The organism is Saccharothrix tamanrassetensis (genome assembly GCF_014203665.1).
In the GTDB taxonomy this organism is placed as follows: Bacteria; Actinomycetota; Actinomycetes; order Mycobacteriales; family Pseudonocardiaceae; genus Actinosynnema; species Actinosynnema tamanrassetense.
Genome location: NZ_JACHJN010000004.1, coordinates 688,775 through 704,248, shown reverse-complemented (window position 1 = coordinate 704,248; position 15,474 = coordinate 688,775). Strand labels below are relative to the sequence as shown.

Here is a 15,474-nt window from a genome sequence, read left to right as displayed (position 1 = left end):
TCAACGCATGGCGTGCGGAACTCACCTCATTCGTGGTCGAATCCCATCCGGTGGCCTTACGTATTCGGCCAAAAGCTCACTACCGGCTGACCGAACGCCACCCTTCGGCACGCAATGACGCCGGATCGCGTTCCGCGTCGACCAGCACGCCGCGCGCATCCGAGACCCGCACCGCGTCGACGTACACGCCACGGCCGCCGTACCCGCTGCCCCGTATGTAGAGCCAGCGGTAGTGGACCGCGGCCTCGGTGACGAGTTCGACGCGCTCCCAACGCCGTTCGCCGTATTCCGACAGCGTCCTCAGGTCTCGCCAGACGTCCCCGCCGTCACCGGCTTGGAGGACCACCCGGTCGCCTGGATCCAAATCGACGAAGACACTGAACTCGACGCGATGGCGCTCGGACCGCTGCGCCAATGCCTTGGTGGTGAGCGTGCCGCCACCGGCGGTCGGCGTCCACGCGGTCGGCCCGCGCCGCGGCTGCACCCCCAACGCCTGCGCCAGACCGTTCGCGACGGCCCGGCGGGCGGGGTTGATCGAGCCCCAGTCGCGGCTCGGGTGGACGCGGTTGGTCAGCAGGACGGCGATCGACGCGGACAGCGGGTCGACGACCAGCGTCGTGCCGGTGTAGCCGGTGTGACCGGCCGTCCTCGGCGAGGTCAGCGCACCCATGTACCAGCGCTGGTCGAGTTCGAAGCCCAGGCCGTGCGAGTTGCCGGGGAACTCCTGGTTGAAGTCGGTCATCATCAGCTCGACCGTCTCCGGTTCGAGGATGCGCCGGTGGCGGTGGCTGCCGCCGTTGAGGATGGCCTGGCCGAGCACGGCGAGGTCACCGGCGGTCGAGAACACCCCGGCGTGGCCCGCGACGCCGCCCAGCGACCAGGCGTTCTCGTCGTGCACCTCGCCCCGGACCATGCCGCGCGCGCCCTGGAACTCGGTGGCGGCGATCCGGTCGAGCTTGGCCCTGGGCGGGTTGTAACCGGTGTCGCGCAGGCCGAGGGGTTCGGTGATGCCTTCCCGGACCAGGACGTCCAGCGGCTTGCCGGTGATCCGCTGGGTCAGCACGCCGAGCGTGATCAGGTTGAGGTCGGAGTAGACGTACGCGGTGCCCGGCGCGCTCTTCGGGGTCACGTCCATCACGGCCTTGATCCGGCTGGGGATGTCCGGGTAGTCCGACCAGAGCGGCAGCCACGGTTCCAGGCCCGAGGTGTGGGTGAGCAGCTGCTCCACGGTGATCGAGGCCTTGCCGTTCACGCCGAACTCGGGGAGGTAGCGGGCGACCGGTGCGTTCAGGTCGAGTTTGCCGCGTTCCTGCTCGCGCATGACGACGATCGACGTGAACAGCTTGGAGATCGACGCCAGGTCGAAGATCGTGTCCGGTGCCATCGGGACTCTCCGCGCCTCGGGCAGCTCGGTGCCGGCGGCATCGGCGTACCGGAGCGCCCAGCCCGCGGTGGCGTGGGTGGTGACCACACCGTCGTGCGCCAGGAGGGTGACCGCGCCCGCGAACAACGGGTGGCCGGACGCGTCGGGCACGGTGTAGCGCCGCACCTGCTCCAGCGCGTCGTCGATCGGTCCGGGGTCGAGTCCCACGCGCTCCGGTGTACCCGATCGCAGCACGTCGTTCGACCAGCCGCGACGAGGCAGGTCGAACCGGCCTCGTCGCTGGTGGTCTTGCACGGTGTCGTGGGGCGAGGCGTCGGGCGAGGCGGCGGTGTCGGCGGGTGAGGCGGCGGGGGCGGCCACGACGGGGCCGGCGGCGAGGGTCGCGACGGCGAGCAGGGCGGTGGCGGTCAGCAAGGTGCGCACGGTCGCTCCTTCACCGGTAGTGCAGGTACGGGCGGCGGAGGCGGTCGAAGTCGGACAGTTCCCGGCTCCACGCGGCGACCACCTCGTCGGTCCGCGCGCCCGCGTCGACCATGCGGCGCAACCGGTCCGAGCCGGTGAGCTTGTCGATCCAGGAGTCCGGCCGCCACCCGAACACCCGCGGGTAGCGGGCCCGAACCGTCACGATCATCGCGACCGCCGCCCGGATCGCGTCGAATTCACCGGGTCGGGTGACATACAGGGCGACTCCACCGCAGGCTTGACCGGCGAACTTGCCGAACGTCGGCGTGAAGTGGGCCTCCCGGAACCGCACTCCCGGCAGGCGCAGCGCGTTCAGGTCCTCCGCCCACCGCCAGTCGATGCCCGGCGCGCCCACCGTCTCGAACGGTCGAGTGGTGCCCCGCCCCTCGGAGAGCACCGTCCCCTCGAACAGGCACGTGCCCGGGTACACCAGCGCGGTGTCCCGGGTCGGCATGTTCGGGCTCGGGGGCACCCAGGGCAATCCCGTGTCCAGGTCACCGCGCCGCCACCCGTTCGCCCACACCGTGCGCAGCACGACCCGCCCGCCGTCCTGCGGCAGGAACTCGCCGTTGAACAGCGCCGCCAGCTCGCCGACGGTCAGGCCGTGCTGCTGCACGATCGGCTTGCGCCCCACGCCGGTCGCATGGGCCGGGTCGAGCTGCGGGCCTTTCGCGCTGCCACCGACCGGGTTCGGCCGGTCCAGCACCAGGAACTCCGCGCCGGTCGCGGCGGCGGCCTGCATCGCGGTGTACATGGTCCAGATGTAGGTGTAGAACCGCGCGCCCACGTCGGCGATGTCGAACACGACCGTGTCGACGCCCGCCTTGGTGAACATGCCCGCGAGCTTCGCGGCGTTCGCTCCGTACGCGTCGTACACCGGGACACCCGTGCGCGGGTCCAGGTAGTCGCCCTCCGAACCGCCCGCCTGAGCCGTGCCGCGAAAACCGTGCTCGGGCCCGAACGCGGCTCTCGGCGCACGACCGGCCGCCACCATCGAGTCCACGACGTGCGTGTGGTCCCGCAGCACACCGGTCGGGTTGGTGACCACGCCGACCTTCCGGCCGTCGAGCACCCGCCACCCGTCCGCCGCCGCGATCTCCGCTCCGGTGGCGAGCCGCCGGTCTGCCCGGGCCGGCGTGACCGCGAAAGCCGGCACGGCGAGCGCCGTGCCGACGAGCAGGTGCCTGCGCTTCACCCCACCGCTGTCCGCACCTCTTCTGCCCGCACCACTGTCCGCACCGCTGCCCACGCCGGTCACCAGCTCACGCCGTGGCCGAACGGGTACGGCGTCGGACCGGGCACCGCGACCGGCAGCTTGCCGTTGGGCTTGACCTCGCCGGTGATCACCTTCGCCACCGACTCCATCGAGCCGACGCCGTGGGAGTAGGTCGCCAACCAGTTCGGCGCGGCTGTGTGCGCCACGTCGTAAGGGTTCTGCACCGCCACCGCGATCACCGGTTTCCCGGTGGCCAGCAGCCTCGTCAGCAACGTCTGCTGGGCGGGCTGCGCGGACAGGCCGTTGGTCAGCACGACCACGACGTCGGCGGACCCGGCCCCTTGGACGGCGGCGGCGATCTGCGCCTCGGTGGGTGTACTGCCGGTGGGCAGGGCGGTGCCGCCGAGTGCTTCGGCGAGCGCGCGCGTGGACGTCTCACCCCAACCGGTGACCAGTGCCGCCGTCGGCTTCGTCGGCAGGGGCAGGGCTTCGTTGCGCACGGCGGTGACCGTGTGGTCGGTGATCGCCTTGGCGGCGGCGACGTTCTCCGGTGCCCCGACGCTGGAGTCGACCTTGTCCTCGTCCACGTACGGACTGGTCAACATGCCGCGCAGGAACTTCATCCGGAGCACCCGCAGCACGCTCTGGTCGATGCGCTGCTCGGTCAGCTCACCGCTGCGCACGGCGGCCACCACGCTGTCGATCGCCAGGCCCAGGTCCACCGGCATCAACAACTGGTCGACGCCCGCCTTCAGCGCCAGCACGGGGATTTCGGCGTCCGAGTGCAGCTGCCGCACGCCCGCCATGGCCAGCGAGTCGGTGATCACCACGCCGTCGTAGCCCAGTTCCCGGCGCAGCAGGTCCAGAGCGGGCTTGGACAGCGTCGCGGGCTCGCCGGACGGGTCGATCCGCGGCACCCGGATGTGCGCGGTCATGATCGAGTCGACGCCGGCGGCGATCGCGGCCCGGAACGGCGGCGCGTCGAGTTCGCGCCACTGCTCCACGGTCCGGTCGACGCGCGGCAGCGTGGTGTGGCTGTCCTCGTCCGTGTCGCCGTGGCCGGGGAAGTGCTTGGCGGCGGCCGAGACGGCGGTGGGGGACAGGAAGCGCTGCTGGTAGCCGCGCACCTGGGCGGCGGTCATCTCGGCCGCCAGGTTCGGGTCGCCGGAGTAGGAGCGGACCCCGATCACCGGGTTGGCCGGGTTGGAGTTCACGTCCGCGTCCGGGGCGAAGTTCTGGTTGATGCCCATGGCCCGCAGCTCGCGCGCGGTGATGGCGGCGGCCTGCTCGGCGTCCTGCGTGCGGCGGCTCGCGCCGAGCGCCATGTTGCCGGGGAACTGGGTGGCGGGCGCGCCGATCCGGGTCACCAGGCCCATCTCCTGGTCGGTGGAGACGGCCAGCGGGATGCGGCCGGCGCGCTGGAGGCCGTTGGACAGGGCGGCGATCTGGCGCGGGGTGTCGATGTTGTCGCGGCTGGAGTTGTTGAAGTAGATGACACCGCCGGGCTGGTACTTGGCGACCACCTCGGCCGGCGTGCCGACGCCGAAGTCGCGCTGGTTGCCGGGGTGCACCTCGTCGGCGGCCTGGCCGTTGAGGTGGGTCACGAACAGCTGGGCCACCTTGTGCTCCAGCGACATGCCCCGCACCAGCGCGGTGACCGCGGGTTGCGGCGGGGGCGGCTGCTCCTGCGCGGTGGCGGTCGGCACGGCGAAGGACGCCGCGACCACGGCTGCGGCGACGAGCGGACGGAGCACGGTGCCCTCCCCACTTGGCAATCTCCCACCACTTGGTGGACCTATTCGGCAAGTTACCCACGTCACAGTGACGGGTCAACGGGTTGCGCTGCGTAGGCATTGTGCGGACGACCCCCGACAATCCCCGCTCCCTCCCGGCCACCCGATCGGGTACACCTACTCCCGCTCAACCCCCAAGTCCTTACCCCCACCTCGAAACTCCACACCTGCGCCGCCCGCGATCCCGGTACCCGGCCGGCCCGCGCGCTCACGCCTACTCGCGCCACACCCAGGTCCGAGGTCCACGCCTTGCTGACGCCACACCCACGTCCGAGGTCCACACGCCACACCCACGCCTGGGGTTCTCGCGCCGGACTGACGCCGTAGGCTCCGCGCCAACCAATGTCTCGCCCGCGCCCGGGGGGCTCACACGTCGCCCGCGCCCAGGGGCTCCGAGGCTCGACCCCCGGAAGACACTGAAGTGTTCGGGTCGACGGCGAAGCAGCCGGACCCAACCCGAACCGGCCGTGCCCTCCACGAATGGGGGCACGGCCGGCAGCGCGGACTTACGAGTTACCAAGCGTGCAACTCGTGTCGTACCAACCTGGACTCGGCGTCCGGCGTCCCGATACGCAGTCCCTAGACGACAAGCCTCCCGCGGCGTGCTGCGCGTGGGTGTCTCGAAGTCCGCGCACGGAGCTCTGTCGGGGTGAACGGTGCTTCTCTTCCGCTCCGTCCATGGCCAACCCGAGGTCCGCATCTCCATTTGTAGTGCGGTTTCGGCGGGACAGCAAGGGCTCGATGGGGTGCACCGGTCAAGCGACCGTCAGTAGCGGAAGTCCTTGTGTGACACCGTTTTCGATGTGACGCCGAATTCGGTACCGCCGACCGGGGCACCGCGGCGGGTGAATCAGCTGCGACGCCGGCGACGCAGTCCGTACCAGGCGACTCCGGCGGCCGTCGCCGCGCCCAACCCGATCGCGGTGACCGCCACGGCGGTGCCCGACGGACGCGGTATCCGGGCCCGCAGCGACACCGGGTCGGAGAACGTCAGGACCGGCCAGCCGCGCTGTACGGCGATCTTGCGCAGCGCGCGGTCCGGGTTGACGGCGGTGGGGTGCCCGACGACCTCCAGCAGCGGCAGGTCCGAGATGGAGTCGGAGTACGCGTAGCACTGCGCCAGGTCGTATTCGTGCTCGTCGGCGAGCTGTTTCGCCGCGACGGCCTTGTTCTCGCCCGCGCAGTAGAAGCCCACCTCACCGGAGTAGCGGCCCTCGGAGACGACCATCCGGGTGCCCACGCTGTGCGTGGCGCCGACCATGGACGAGATGGGCGCGACGAGTTCCTCCCCGGACGCGGAGACGACGACCACGTCGTGCCCCTCGGACTTGTGGTCGATGATGAGCTGGGTGGCCTCCTTGTAGACCAACGGATCCACGATGTCGTGCAGGGTCTCGTCGACGATCGAGCGAACCTGCTCGACGTCCCAGCCCTCGCACAGGGCGGTGATGTGCGAGCGCATCCGGTCCATCTGGTCGGCGTCCGCGCCGGCCAGCATGAACACGAACTGCGCATAGGCGCTCTTCAGCACCGCACGCCGGTTGATCAGGCCTTCTTGGAAGAACGGCCGGCTGAACGCCAGCGTGCTCGACTTGGCGATGACCGTCTTGTCCAGGTCGAAGAACGCGGCGACTCTGCTGCCTTCGGTGGCGTGCTCGGTCACCGCTCCAGCTTAAGGGCGGTCCGGGTGGGCCGGGTGGCTGCCGTCATTCGCCGCTTTACGAACTCACAGTGATGCGGTCTACCGAATTTTCCGTGTCCCTCTAACGGAAGACACGCATGACCCTGTCCCGTGGGGATACAGTAGACGGGTCCGGCTCGACCGGACAGGTTCAGTCCGACCCCCCGGGACTGAACCAATGACGACCCCCGTCCCTCCCCCCTGGCGGGGGTCGTCCCATGTCCGGGGTCGGTTTCGGAAATCTCCGCCGATACCCATCCCCTTCTCCGAGCCTCCCGCGCGCCTCTTCCCGCGCCCGGCTCCGCCCACCTGGGAAACCGCCGATTCGCGGCTTCGAGTTGTCCACAGGCCCAGAAGTTGTCCACAACTTGATCGACCGTGGTTGTGGCCTTCCTCACCACTCGGGAACGTGGTCACCGCCCCAAGTGATCGACCCGAGGAGGAGCTGTGAACCGACTGCTGGCCATGGTGACCGGAACCCGCCTGCTGGACGACGTGCTGCAAGCGGCGGCCGTCGCCGGCTGCGAAGTCGAACGGGTGCCCGACGTGCCCGCCCTGCGCGCGCACTGGCACTCCGCTCCTGCCGTGGTGCTGGACGCCAAGGCGGCCGCGTCCTGCGTGCACCAGGCGCTGCCCCGCCGACCGGGCGTCCTGCTGGTCTCCACCGGCCCGCCCACGCCGGAGACCTGGCCGCCCGCCGTGGACCTGGGCGTGGAGCAGGTGATCGAGTTGCCGTCCGGCCTGCGTCGCCTCCAGGAGGCCCTCTCGGACCTGGTGGAGGCGCCTTCCGGGGACGGCCGGGTGCTGTCCGTCCTGGGCGGCTGCGGCGGCGCGGGCGCGTCGGTGCTGGCCGCCGCCGTGGGCCAGGCGGTGCTGTCCACCGGGGGCCGGGCCCTGCTGGTGGACTGCGACCCCCTGGGCGGCGGACTGGACCTGGCGCTGGGTGCGGAGCACGAGGTGGGCAAGCGCTGGCCGGACCTCAAGCTCACCGGCGGCCGGGTGCCCGCGGCCGAACTGCGCGCCGCCCTGCCGACCCGCAACCGAGGGGAGGGCCGGCTGACCTTCCTGTCCTGCTCGCGCAACGGCCCGGACCCCACCGCGCAGACGGTGGCGGCCGTGGTGGACGCCGGCCGGCGCGCCGGGGAGACCGTGGTCTGCGACGTGCCCCGCCAGCTGTCCCCGGCCGCCGGCGCCGCCCTGGACCGTTCGGACCTCGCGGTCCTCGTCGTGCCCGCACGGCTGCGCGCGTGCGCGGCGGCGAAGCGCGTCGCCGACCAGGTGACCGATCGGGGCATCACCGTGCACGCGGTGGTGCGCGGCCCGTCGCCCAGCGGCATCAACGCCGGTCAGGTGGCCAAAGCCGTCGGCATCCCCTTGCTCACCACCATGCGCCCGCAACGCCACCTCGCCACAGCCCTGGATCAAGGCCATTTCCCCACGCATTGGAAAGGTCCGCTGGCCGCTGCCGCGCGAGAGGTGCTGGCCGTGCTCCAAGCCCAGAAGCGCTTGCCGCCGAAGGCGGTCCGGCCGATGGAGCCCAGCCATGTGTGACCTTGGTGCGCGCCCTCCGGCGGTGTGCCGTGGATGAACTCGTGGAGCGCGTCCGGCAGCGGTTGGCGGACGGGAGCGTCGACCTCACCTCCGCGTCGGTCGCCGCGGTGGTGCGGAGCGAGGCGGGCGGGGTGGTCTGCCAGGAGGACCTCCAGCAGGCGTTGACCTTGATGCAGCAGGAGTTCGACGGTGCGGGCCTGCTCGAACCGCTGCTGCGCGACCCGTCCAACACCGACGTCCTGGTCACCGGTCCGGACCAGGTGTGGGTCGACGGGACCGAAGGCCTCAGGCGCACCGAGGTCGCGTTCGCCGACGAGCAGGCCGTCCGCCGGCTCGCCCAACGGCTCGCGGTGGAGGCGGGCAGGCGGCTGGACGACGCGATGCCGTACGTCGACGGCTGGCTGCCGGGGTCCGTGCGGCTGCACGCCGTGCTGCCGCCGATCGCCCCGTCGACCTGCCTGTCCCTGCGCATCCTCCGGCCGGCCGTCCACGACCTGGCGGCACTGGAGGCGGGCCGGACGTTCGACCGAGCCACGGCCGGACTCCTGCGCGCCGTGGTGCTGGCCAGGCTGACGTTCCTGGTGGTCGGCGGCACGGGCTCGGGCAAGACGACGCTGCTCGCCGCCCTGCTCGGCTGCGTGCCGCACGACCAGCGCGTGGTCTGCGTGGAGGACGCGGGCGAACTCGACCCCGACCACCCGCAGTTCGTCCGCCTGCTGGCGCGCGGCGCGAACGTCGAAGGCGCGGGTCGGGTCACGGTCCGGGACCTGGTCCGGCAAGCCCTGCGCATGAGGCCGGACCGGATCGTCGTCGGCGAGGTGCGCGGCGCGGAAGTGGTCGACCTGCTCACCGCGTTCAACACCGGCCACGACGGCGGTGCGGGCACGTTGCACGCCAACTCGCCCGCCGAGGTCCCTGCTCGGCTCGAAGCGCTGGCGGCGTTGGGAGGGCTGGACCGACGTGCGTTGCACAGCCAGTTGGCCGCGGCGGTCCAGGTTGTCCTGCACATGCGCCGGGCGGCCGGCGGAGGGCGCTACCTGGCCGAGATCGGCGTGTTCGAGCGACGGCACGACACCCTGGTGGTCAGACCGGCGTGGCGACGGGACGGCGGGTGGCAGCCGGCGGGCGAGGCCTTGCGGGGCTTGATCAGCGCGGCTGCGGTTGGTGTGCCATGAGCTTCCTCCTGCTCGCGGCTGCGCTGCTCGTCGTACCGCCTTCAGCGGCCGGACGTCTGAATGCGTTGTGGGGCAGGCGGAGTTGGCGTTTCCGCGTTCGACGTCCGAACCTGCCGAGTGTCGTCGTGCTCGGTGCCGCACTCGGTCTCGTGTTCGGCGTCGGCGGGTCGGTCGCCGGGGCGCTCGTCGCCCTGACGTTGTGGCACGTCCGAAGGAACCGCAGTAAGGAGCGTGACCACCTCACCGCGACCACCGCGATCACGGAGGGCCTGTCCGCGTTCGTCGCCGAACTGCGGTCCGGCGCGCACCCGGCGCAGGCGGCGATCAGCGCGGCCGAGGACGCCCGACCTCCGGCGAAGCAGGTGCTCCAGACCATCGCGTCCACGGCGGCGCGCGCTGGCAACGTGGAGACAGCCGTGGCTGACAACGACACCCGTCAGCTGGCACGGGCCTGGCGATTGTCGAGCGAACACGGCGTGCCGCTGGCTGATGTCCTGGAAGCAGTGCGCCAAGACCTCAGGCAGCGCACCAGGTTCGCCCACCAGTTCCACGCCCGGATGGCCGGACCACGGGCCAGCGCGGCCGTGCTGGCCGCACTGCCGGTGCTCGGCGTGCTGTTGGGCGAGGTGACCGGCTCGGGACCGCTGGACGTGCTGGCGTCCACCGCCATCGGGCAGGTCTTGCTGCTGATCGGGGCCGCGCTGATCTGTGCGGGCCTGCGCTGGAGCGCCCACCTGACAAGACAGGTGACCGCATGACCCCGCTTCGGTCGGCGGTGCTGGGCTGCGTGCCAGAGCGGCTGGGTGATCGCATGGAACCGCTTCGGCCGGCGGTGTTGGGTTGTGTGGCAGAACGGCAGGTGACCGCATGATCCTGCTTCGGTCGGCGGTGTCGCCGATCTACGCGCCACGACGGCCGGTGATCGCGTGATCCTCCTCCTGCTGGCGGCGGCACTGCTGGCCTATCCGCCACGGCGGCCGGTGATCGCCCGGCTGGACACGCCGGTCGAACGGCCGCGCAAGACCAAGCCGCCTCCACCGGACCCGTTCGCGCTGCCCGCGACCTGGGACCTGCTGGCCGCCACCCTTCGTGCGGGTCTGCCGGTCGCGACGGCGGTCCACGCGGTGCTGGCCGGTGTGCCGCCGGGGCCGGCCGAGCACCTGCGCAAGGTCGGCGACCTGCTGGCGTTGGGCGCTGACCCGTCCACCGCGTGGACGGCTGCCCTGAGCCATCCCGACACCGCGCCGTTGGCTCGTGCCGCCCGGCGTAGCGCCAGGTCCGGCGCGGCATTTGCGGGGGCGGTGGCGGACCTGGCGGCGGACATCCGGGCGCGTACCGCCGACCAGGCGGAGAGCCGTGCCCAACGGGCGGCCGTGCTGGTGGCCGGGCCGCTGGCGCTGTGCTTCCTGCCCGCGTTCCTGTGCCTGGGCGTCCTGCCGGTGGTGATCGGACTGGCCGGACAGCTGGGTGCGCAGTGGTAACCGAATGTCCACAATAGACTGAGTTGGAGCAGGAATGTTGAACGACAGAGGAATGACGACTGCCGAGTACGCCATCGGGACCTTGGCCGCAGCCGGGTTCGCGGCGTTGCTGCTGGCGCTGCTCGGTGGTGACTGGGTGGAGGGGCTGCTGCGAGGACTGCTGCAACAAGCCTTGACGGAGGGCACGTGACGAGCGGCGATCCACCAGATCCCTTGCCGGCCGAGGGAAACCGGCCTGGCCGCGTGGCGTTGCGCGGTGGGGACCGGGGTTCGGTGACCGTTGAGGCGGCCTTGGTGCTGTGCGGGGTGCTTGCCTTCCTCGCCCTCGGTGTCGAGGTGGTCATGCTGGTGATCGGTCAGCTCCGGTGCACGGACGCCGCTCGGGAGGCCGCTCGGCTGGTTGCCCGCGGGGATTCGGCGCGGGCTTCGACGGCGGTGGCGGCCATGGCGCCCGCAGGGGCCGAGTTGGTCGTGCGACAGGACGGTGACACGGCGTCGGTCGAGGTCGGTGCACGGCGGTGGCTGATCGACTTGCGGGCACGGGCTTATGCCGTGCTGGAGCCCGGTGTCGCCGATGAGGGATCACCGGCGGTTGCCGATGCGAAGTGATCACCGGCGGGCGTCGATGGGAAGTGATCAGCGCCGGGCGTCGATGGGCGAGGCCAAACGGCGGTTTGCGATCGCGGTTGGCCGGTGGCGGTTGCCGGCGGGGCGTGATCGCCGGCGGTCGCTGATCGAGGATGACCGTGGGGTGGCGACTGTCGTGGCTGTGGCGGTTCTGGGGGTGCTGGGTTCGCTCGTGGTGTTCGGGGTGTGGCTCGGGGAGGTGGTGATCGCTCGGCATCGGGCTGCGGCTGCTGCCGATCTCGCTGCGGTCGCGGCGGCCGGGTGGTTGGTCGACGGGAGTCCGCACACTTGCGGAAAAGCCTCGTGGGTGGCCGAACAGATGGGTGCCGAGCTGGTCGCCTGCGACGTCACCGGTTGGGAGGTGGTGGTCGAGGTGAGGGGTCCGGGCTCGGTGGTCGGTGCGCCCAGCGCGCGTGCCCGTGCCGGCGCGGGTGAAGGGTGAGCCGGCCCCGGACCGCCTCTGACGCGACGAACGGTCGCCTTCCGGCGGTGAGCGGACTCACATACCCGCTGGATGCGGCTTCGGCGGGAGTCGACAGGAACGAGGGCGTTCTGTCGGCCGTCCGGTGGAGCTGCGTTCGCCGTTCCGTACCTACCAGTTGTCGACAGGTGGTTACCAGAAGTCCCTGTCATGTCGTTAGTTCAAGTGGAGGCACCGACGCGGTGTCGAAGAACACCCGACACGGTGTCGTGGTTCTACAAGGAGGCGAACGAAAGATGGAGTGGTCGGATAGCTGGCGCGGGGCCTTCCGCATCGAGCTGCGCGCAGAGGCGGTCAACCTCGCGTGGCACGGGTGGCCTGTGCTGCCGGGGACCTATCCGGCCGGTGACCGGTGGGCCGGTCGTGATGGCGTCGAGCACGACGGTCCGGCCCCGGTGCACCACGACTGGCAGGAGCGCATCGGCACCAAGGCCGAGCGGGTCGCCACCTGGTGGGCGGGGCACTCCTACAGCATCCTGCTGGCCACCGGGCACGGCGTGGACGCCATCGAGGTCGGCGCCGACCTCGGGCGGCGGGCCGCCGTGGCGCTGCGGGCGGCCGGTGCGCCGGCGCCGATCCTGGCGACGCCGTCCGGTCGCTGGATGTTCCTGGTCACCACCGGCGAGTCGCTGCGAGCGGACTGGGTGGCCGACCACGACATCCACCACTACGGGCAGGGCGAGTACGTCCCGCTGCCGCCGACCCCGTTCCAGCACGGCGTCGTGCACTGGCGGGTCAAGCCACAGATCTGCGCGTGGCAGCTGCCCCGGCCAGGCGTCGTGCAGGACGCGCTGACCGAGGCCGTGCACGCCCCCGCCGACTACGGCCTGCTCACGGCCGAGCGGCTCTGACCACCGGTGCCGTCGGTCGGCTCAGCCTCCGGCGGCACCGGGTTCAAGTCCACCTGCACCACCGGTCGGGTCGGGATCACCGGCAGGGCTGCTGCCACCACCGGAACCACCGGCGGGGCCGGCAGGGCCGGCACCAGCACCACCAGCAGGGCCGGCAGCGCGGGAAACACCAGAACCGCCGGGAACACCAGCACTACCGACTTGGCCGTGCCGGACGTCGTGTGGCCTCTCCCCGACACGCCTCAGCACGACGTCCAGCACGGCCACCCCGCCCGCCTTGTCCAGCGGATCGTTGCCATTCCCGCACTTCGGCGACTGAACGCAGGACGGGCATCCGGCCGGGCACGTACAAGAAGCGATGGCCTCCCTCGTAGCGGCCAACCAAGGGATCACCGCGGCGAAGCCGCGGTCGGCGAAACCGGCACCGCCCGGATGACCGTCGTGCACGAACACCGTCGCCTCCCCGGTGTCCTGGTGCAGCGCGGTCGAGACGCCGCCGATGTCCCAGCGGTCGCACGTTGCGAACAGGGGTAGCAGGCCGATCGCCGCGTGTTCGGCGGCGTGTAGTGCGCCGGGGATGCGCGCCGGAGCCAGACCGGCGCCCCCCGGCGCACTACCCAGCAGTTCCTCGCTCACCGTGTACCAGACGGCGCGGGTCGTCAGGGTCTGCGCCGGCAGGTCGAGCGGCACCGAGTCGATCACCTGGCCGGACGGCAGCTTCCGCAGGTAGCCCACCACCTGCGAGGTCACCTCCACCTCGCCGAGGCACACCGTCACGCCTTCGTGGACGCGTTCCTCCAGGGTCCGCACCACGCTGATGTCCTTGGTGTCACGGGCTGTGGTCGACCAGTCGGGCTTCTCCGCGTGCACCAACGCGATGCCGCTGTCCAGGTCCAGCCGGTCCACCACGTACGACTCGCCCTGGTGCAGGTAGACCGCGCCGTCGTGCACCGTCCAGCACGCCGCGCCCGGGTCGACGGTGCCGAGCATCCGGCCCGAATCGCCCTCCACGACCACGACCTGCTCGCCGCCCGAGCCCCGGATGTCCACCGCCGCGTGCGGGCGGTCGTGGGACGTCCAGTACCAGCCGTTGGGCCTGCGCCGCAGCACCTTGCGCGCCACCATGTCGTCCAGCACCGCCACGGCGAGCGGGCCGCCGAAGTCGTCCAAGGAGTCCGGTGTCAGCGGTAATTCCGCTGCCGCGCAGGCCAGTTGCGGTTCCAGCACGTACGGGTTGGTCGGGTCCAGGACCGTCGCCTCCACCGGCTTGTCCAGCACCGCCGACGGGTTGTGCACCAGGTAGGTGTCCAACGGGTCGTCCCGGGCCACGAAGACCACCAGGGAGTCCGCGTCGCCGGTCCGCCCGGCCCGGCCCGCCTGCTGCCAGAACGACGCCAGCGTTCCCGGGAAACCGGCCACCACCACGGCGTCCAGGCCCACGATGTCGACACCCAGCTCCAGCGCGTTGGTCGTCGCCACCCCCAGCAGGTCACCGCGCGACACGGCCCGCTCCAACGCCCGTCGCTCCTCCGGCAGGTAACCGCCGCGATAGGCGGCGACCCGCGTCGACAGCTCCGGGTCGACCTCCGACAGCACGCGCCGCGCGCCCAGCGCCGTCAGCTCCGCGCCCACCCGCGACCGCACGAACGCCAGCGACCGGGCGCCCTCCACCACCAGGTCGGCCAGGATCCGCGACGTCTCCGCGCCCGCCGACCGCCGGACGGGCGCGCCGTTCTCGCCCTCCAGCTCCGCCAGCAGCGGCGGCTCCCACAGCGCCACCGTCCGGGCCGCGCGCGGCGAACCGTCCTCGGTCACCGCCTCGCACGGCACGCCCGCCAAGCGGGAAGCCGAAGTCGCCGGGTCCGCCACGGTCGCCGACGCCAGCACGAACACCGGGTCCGCGCCGTACCGGCGGGCCACCCGGCGCAGCCGGCGCATCAGCAGCGCCACGTGCGACCCGAACACGCCCCGGTACGAGTGGCACTCGTCGATCACCACGTACGACAGCCGCCGGAAGAACCTGATCCAGCGCGCGTGGTTCGGCAGCACGCCCCGGTGCAGCATGTCCGGGTTGGTGAACACCCAGTTCGCGTGCGCCCGCACCCAGTCCCGCTCGGCCATCGGGGTGTCGCCGTCGAACGACGCCGCGCGCACCCCCGGCACGCCCAGCCCCTGCACCGACCGCAACTGGTCGGCACCCAGCGCCTTGGTGGGGGACAGGTACAGAGCAGTTGCCTTCGGATCACTGTGAACAGCGCTGAGCACCGGCAATTGGTATGCCAGCGACTTGCCCGACGCGGTGCCCGTCGCGACCACCACGTGCCGCCCCGCCCAAGCGTGCTCCGCCGCCTCCGCCTGGTGCCGCCACGGTTCCGGAACACCGCGTTCCACCAGCGCCGACACCACGTCCGCCGCCGCCCAGGACGGCCACGGGACGGTCTGCGCCGGCCGTTGGGGCAGGTCCGCGCTGTGCGTCAGCGGCGATTCGCCGGCCGGGACTCCGGCGAGGACCCGGTCCAACAATCGACGTCCCTGGTTCGCCACGGAGCGCAGCTTCGCACACCCCACCGACATCACGGTTGCTTCCTGCGCGGATAACGGTGTGTGCACGGATCGAGACTGATCGTTGCCGACTTGCGGGCTATGAATAGACTCCGCCGCTATCGCATCCAATGAGGGGTGCGTCACGTTGTGTCGGGGCTCACCGTCGAGTGCGGTGGAGGCAGGTCCCGGTGTAACGGGGTGCTTCCCGCCATTGGGCTTGGAAAACTC

13 protein-coding genes are annotated in these 15,474 nt (G+C 71.6%); 8 read left to right on the top strand and 5 right to left on the bottom strand.

What is annotated here, in order from left to right; genetic code table 11:
* Nucleotides 1-79: 79 nt before the first annotated feature.
* From FHS29_RS16355 to FHS29_RS16340, 4 genes are all read right to left on the bottom strand, one after another.
* Nucleotides 80-1,807 carry a serine hydrolase domain-containing protein gene (locus tag FHS29_RS16355; protein ID WP_312864938.1) on the bottom strand — a complete coding sequence of 576 codons (1,728 nt, stop codon included), beginning with the start codon at nucleotides 1,805-1,807 and terminating at the stop codon, nucleotides 80-82.
* Nucleotides 1,808-1,817: 10 nt separating this feature from the next.
* On the bottom strand, nucleotides 1,818-3,041 hold the full coding sequence (locus tag FHS29_RS16350; protein WP_312864937.1) for an exo-beta-N-acetylmuramidase NamZ family protein: 1,224 nt from the start codon (nucleotides 3,039-3,041) through the stop codon (nucleotides 1,818-1,820).
* Nucleotides 3,042-3,100: 59 nt separating this feature from the next.
* The gene (locus FHS29_RS16345) at nucleotides 3,101-4,816 is read right to left on the bottom strand and encodes a glycoside hydrolase family 3 protein (protein ID WP_184691487.1); all 1,716 of its coding nucleotides are present in this window, start codon (nucleotides 4,814-4,816) and stop codon (nucleotides 3,101-3,103) included.
* Between the two features lie 889 nt (nucleotides 4,817-5,705).
* Nucleotides 5,706-6,518 (bottom strand): HAD-IB family hydrolase, encoded by an 813-nt coding sequence (locus tag FHS29_RS16340; RefSeq protein ID WP_184691486.1) that lies wholly within the window; start codon nucleotides 6,516-6,518, stop codon nucleotides 5,706-5,708.
* Nucleotides 6,519-6,983: 465 nt separating this feature from the next.
* Between FHS29_RS16340 and ssd the strand changes: the two genes are divergently transcribed.
* The 8 genes from ssd to FHS29_RS16300 all read left to right on the top strand — a co-directional run bounded on the left by ssd (nucleotide 6,984) and on the right by FHS29_RS16300 (nucleotide 12,702).
* Nucleotides 6,984-8,087: a septum site-determining protein Ssd gene (gene ssd / locus FHS29_RS16335; RefSeq protein WP_184691485.1), complete on the top strand. Its 1,104-nt coding sequence runs from the start codon at nucleotides 6,984-6,986 to the stop codon at nucleotides 8,085-8,087.
* Between the two features lie 29 nt (nucleotides 8,088-8,116).
* Complete coding sequence (locus FHS29_RS16330) at nucleotides 8,117-9,262, top strand: TadA family conjugal transfer-associated ATPase (protein ID WP_184691484.1); 1,146 nt, start codon at nucleotides 8,117-8,119, stop codon at nucleotides 9,260-9,262.
* Nucleotides 9,259-10,020: a type II secretion system F family protein gene (locus tag FHS29_RS16325; protein WP_184691483.1), complete on the top strand. Its 762-nt coding sequence runs from the start codon at nucleotides 9,259-9,261 to the stop codon at nucleotides 10,018-10,020. The genes FHS29_RS16330 and FHS29_RS16325 overlap by 4 nt, the downstream gene beginning before the upstream one ends.
* 168 nt (nucleotides 10,021-10,188) lie before the next feature.
* Nucleotides 10,189-10,743: a type II secretion system F family protein gene (locus FHS29_RS16320; RefSeq protein ID WP_184691482.1), complete on the top strand. Its 555-nt coding sequence runs from the start codon at nucleotides 10,189-10,191 to the stop codon at nucleotides 10,741-10,743.
* A 52-nt stretch (nucleotides 10,744-10,795) separates the two neighbouring features.
* The gene (locus FHS29_RS16315) at nucleotides 10,796-10,933 is read left to right on the top strand and encodes a DUF4244 domain-containing protein (RefSeq protein WP_246440316.1); all 138 of its coding nucleotides are present in this window, start codon (nucleotides 10,796-10,798) and stop codon (nucleotides 10,931-10,933) included.
* An 83-nt stretch (nucleotides 10,934-11,016) separates the two neighbouring features.
* Nucleotides 11,017-11,352, top strand: a complete 336-nt coding sequence (locus FHS29_RS16310; RefSeq protein ID WP_184691480.1) for a TadE family type IV pilus minor pilin — start codon at nucleotides 11,017-11,019, stop codon at nucleotides 11,350-11,352.
* 43 nt (nucleotides 11,353-11,395) lie between these two features.
* Entirely contained in the window at nucleotides 11,396-11,812 is a 417-nt protein-coding gene (locus FHS29_RS16305; RefSeq protein ID WP_184691479.1) for an Rv3654c family TadE-like protein, read from the top strand.
* Between the two features lie 275 nt (nucleotides 11,813-12,087).
* Entirely contained in the window at nucleotides 12,088-12,702 is a 615-nt protein-coding gene (locus FHS29_RS16300) for a bifunctional DNA primase/polymerase (RefSeq protein WP_184691478.1), read from the top strand.
* 21 nt (nucleotides 12,703-12,723) lie between these two features.
* Here FHS29_RS16300 and FHS29_RS16295 read toward each other — a convergent pair whose 3' ends face one another.
* Nucleotides 12,724-15,276, bottom strand: a complete 2,553-nt coding sequence (locus FHS29_RS16295) for a DNA 3'-5' helicase SftH (RefSeq protein WP_246440412.1) — start codon at nucleotides 15,274-15,276, stop codon at nucleotides 12,724-12,726.
* Between the last annotated feature and the right edge of the window lie 198 nt (nucleotides 15,277-15,474).

Bases quoted from the DNA above. Each gene is read 5' to 3' on its own strand.
- FHS29_RS16300 (WP_184691478.1), top strand. From the start codon at position 12,088: ATGGAGTGGTCGGATAGCTGGCGCGGGGCCTTCCGCATCGAGCTGCGC.
- FHS29_RS16295 (WP_246440412.1), bottom strand. From the start codon at position 15,276: ATGTCGGTGGGGTGTGCGAAGCTGCGCTCCGTGGCGAACCAGGGACGT.
- FHS29_RS16325 (WP_184691483.1), top strand. From the start codon at position 9,259: ATGAGCTTCCTCCTGCTCGCGGCTGCGCTGCTCGTCGTACCGCCTTCA.
- FHS29_RS16315 (WP_246440316.1), top strand. From the start codon at position 10,796: ATGACGACTGCCGAGTACGCCATCGGGACCTTGGCCGCAGCCGGGTTC.
- FHS29_RS16305 (WP_184691479.1), top strand. From the start codon at position 11,396: ATGGGCGAGGCCAAACGGCGGTTTGCGATCGCGGTTGGCCGGTGGCGG.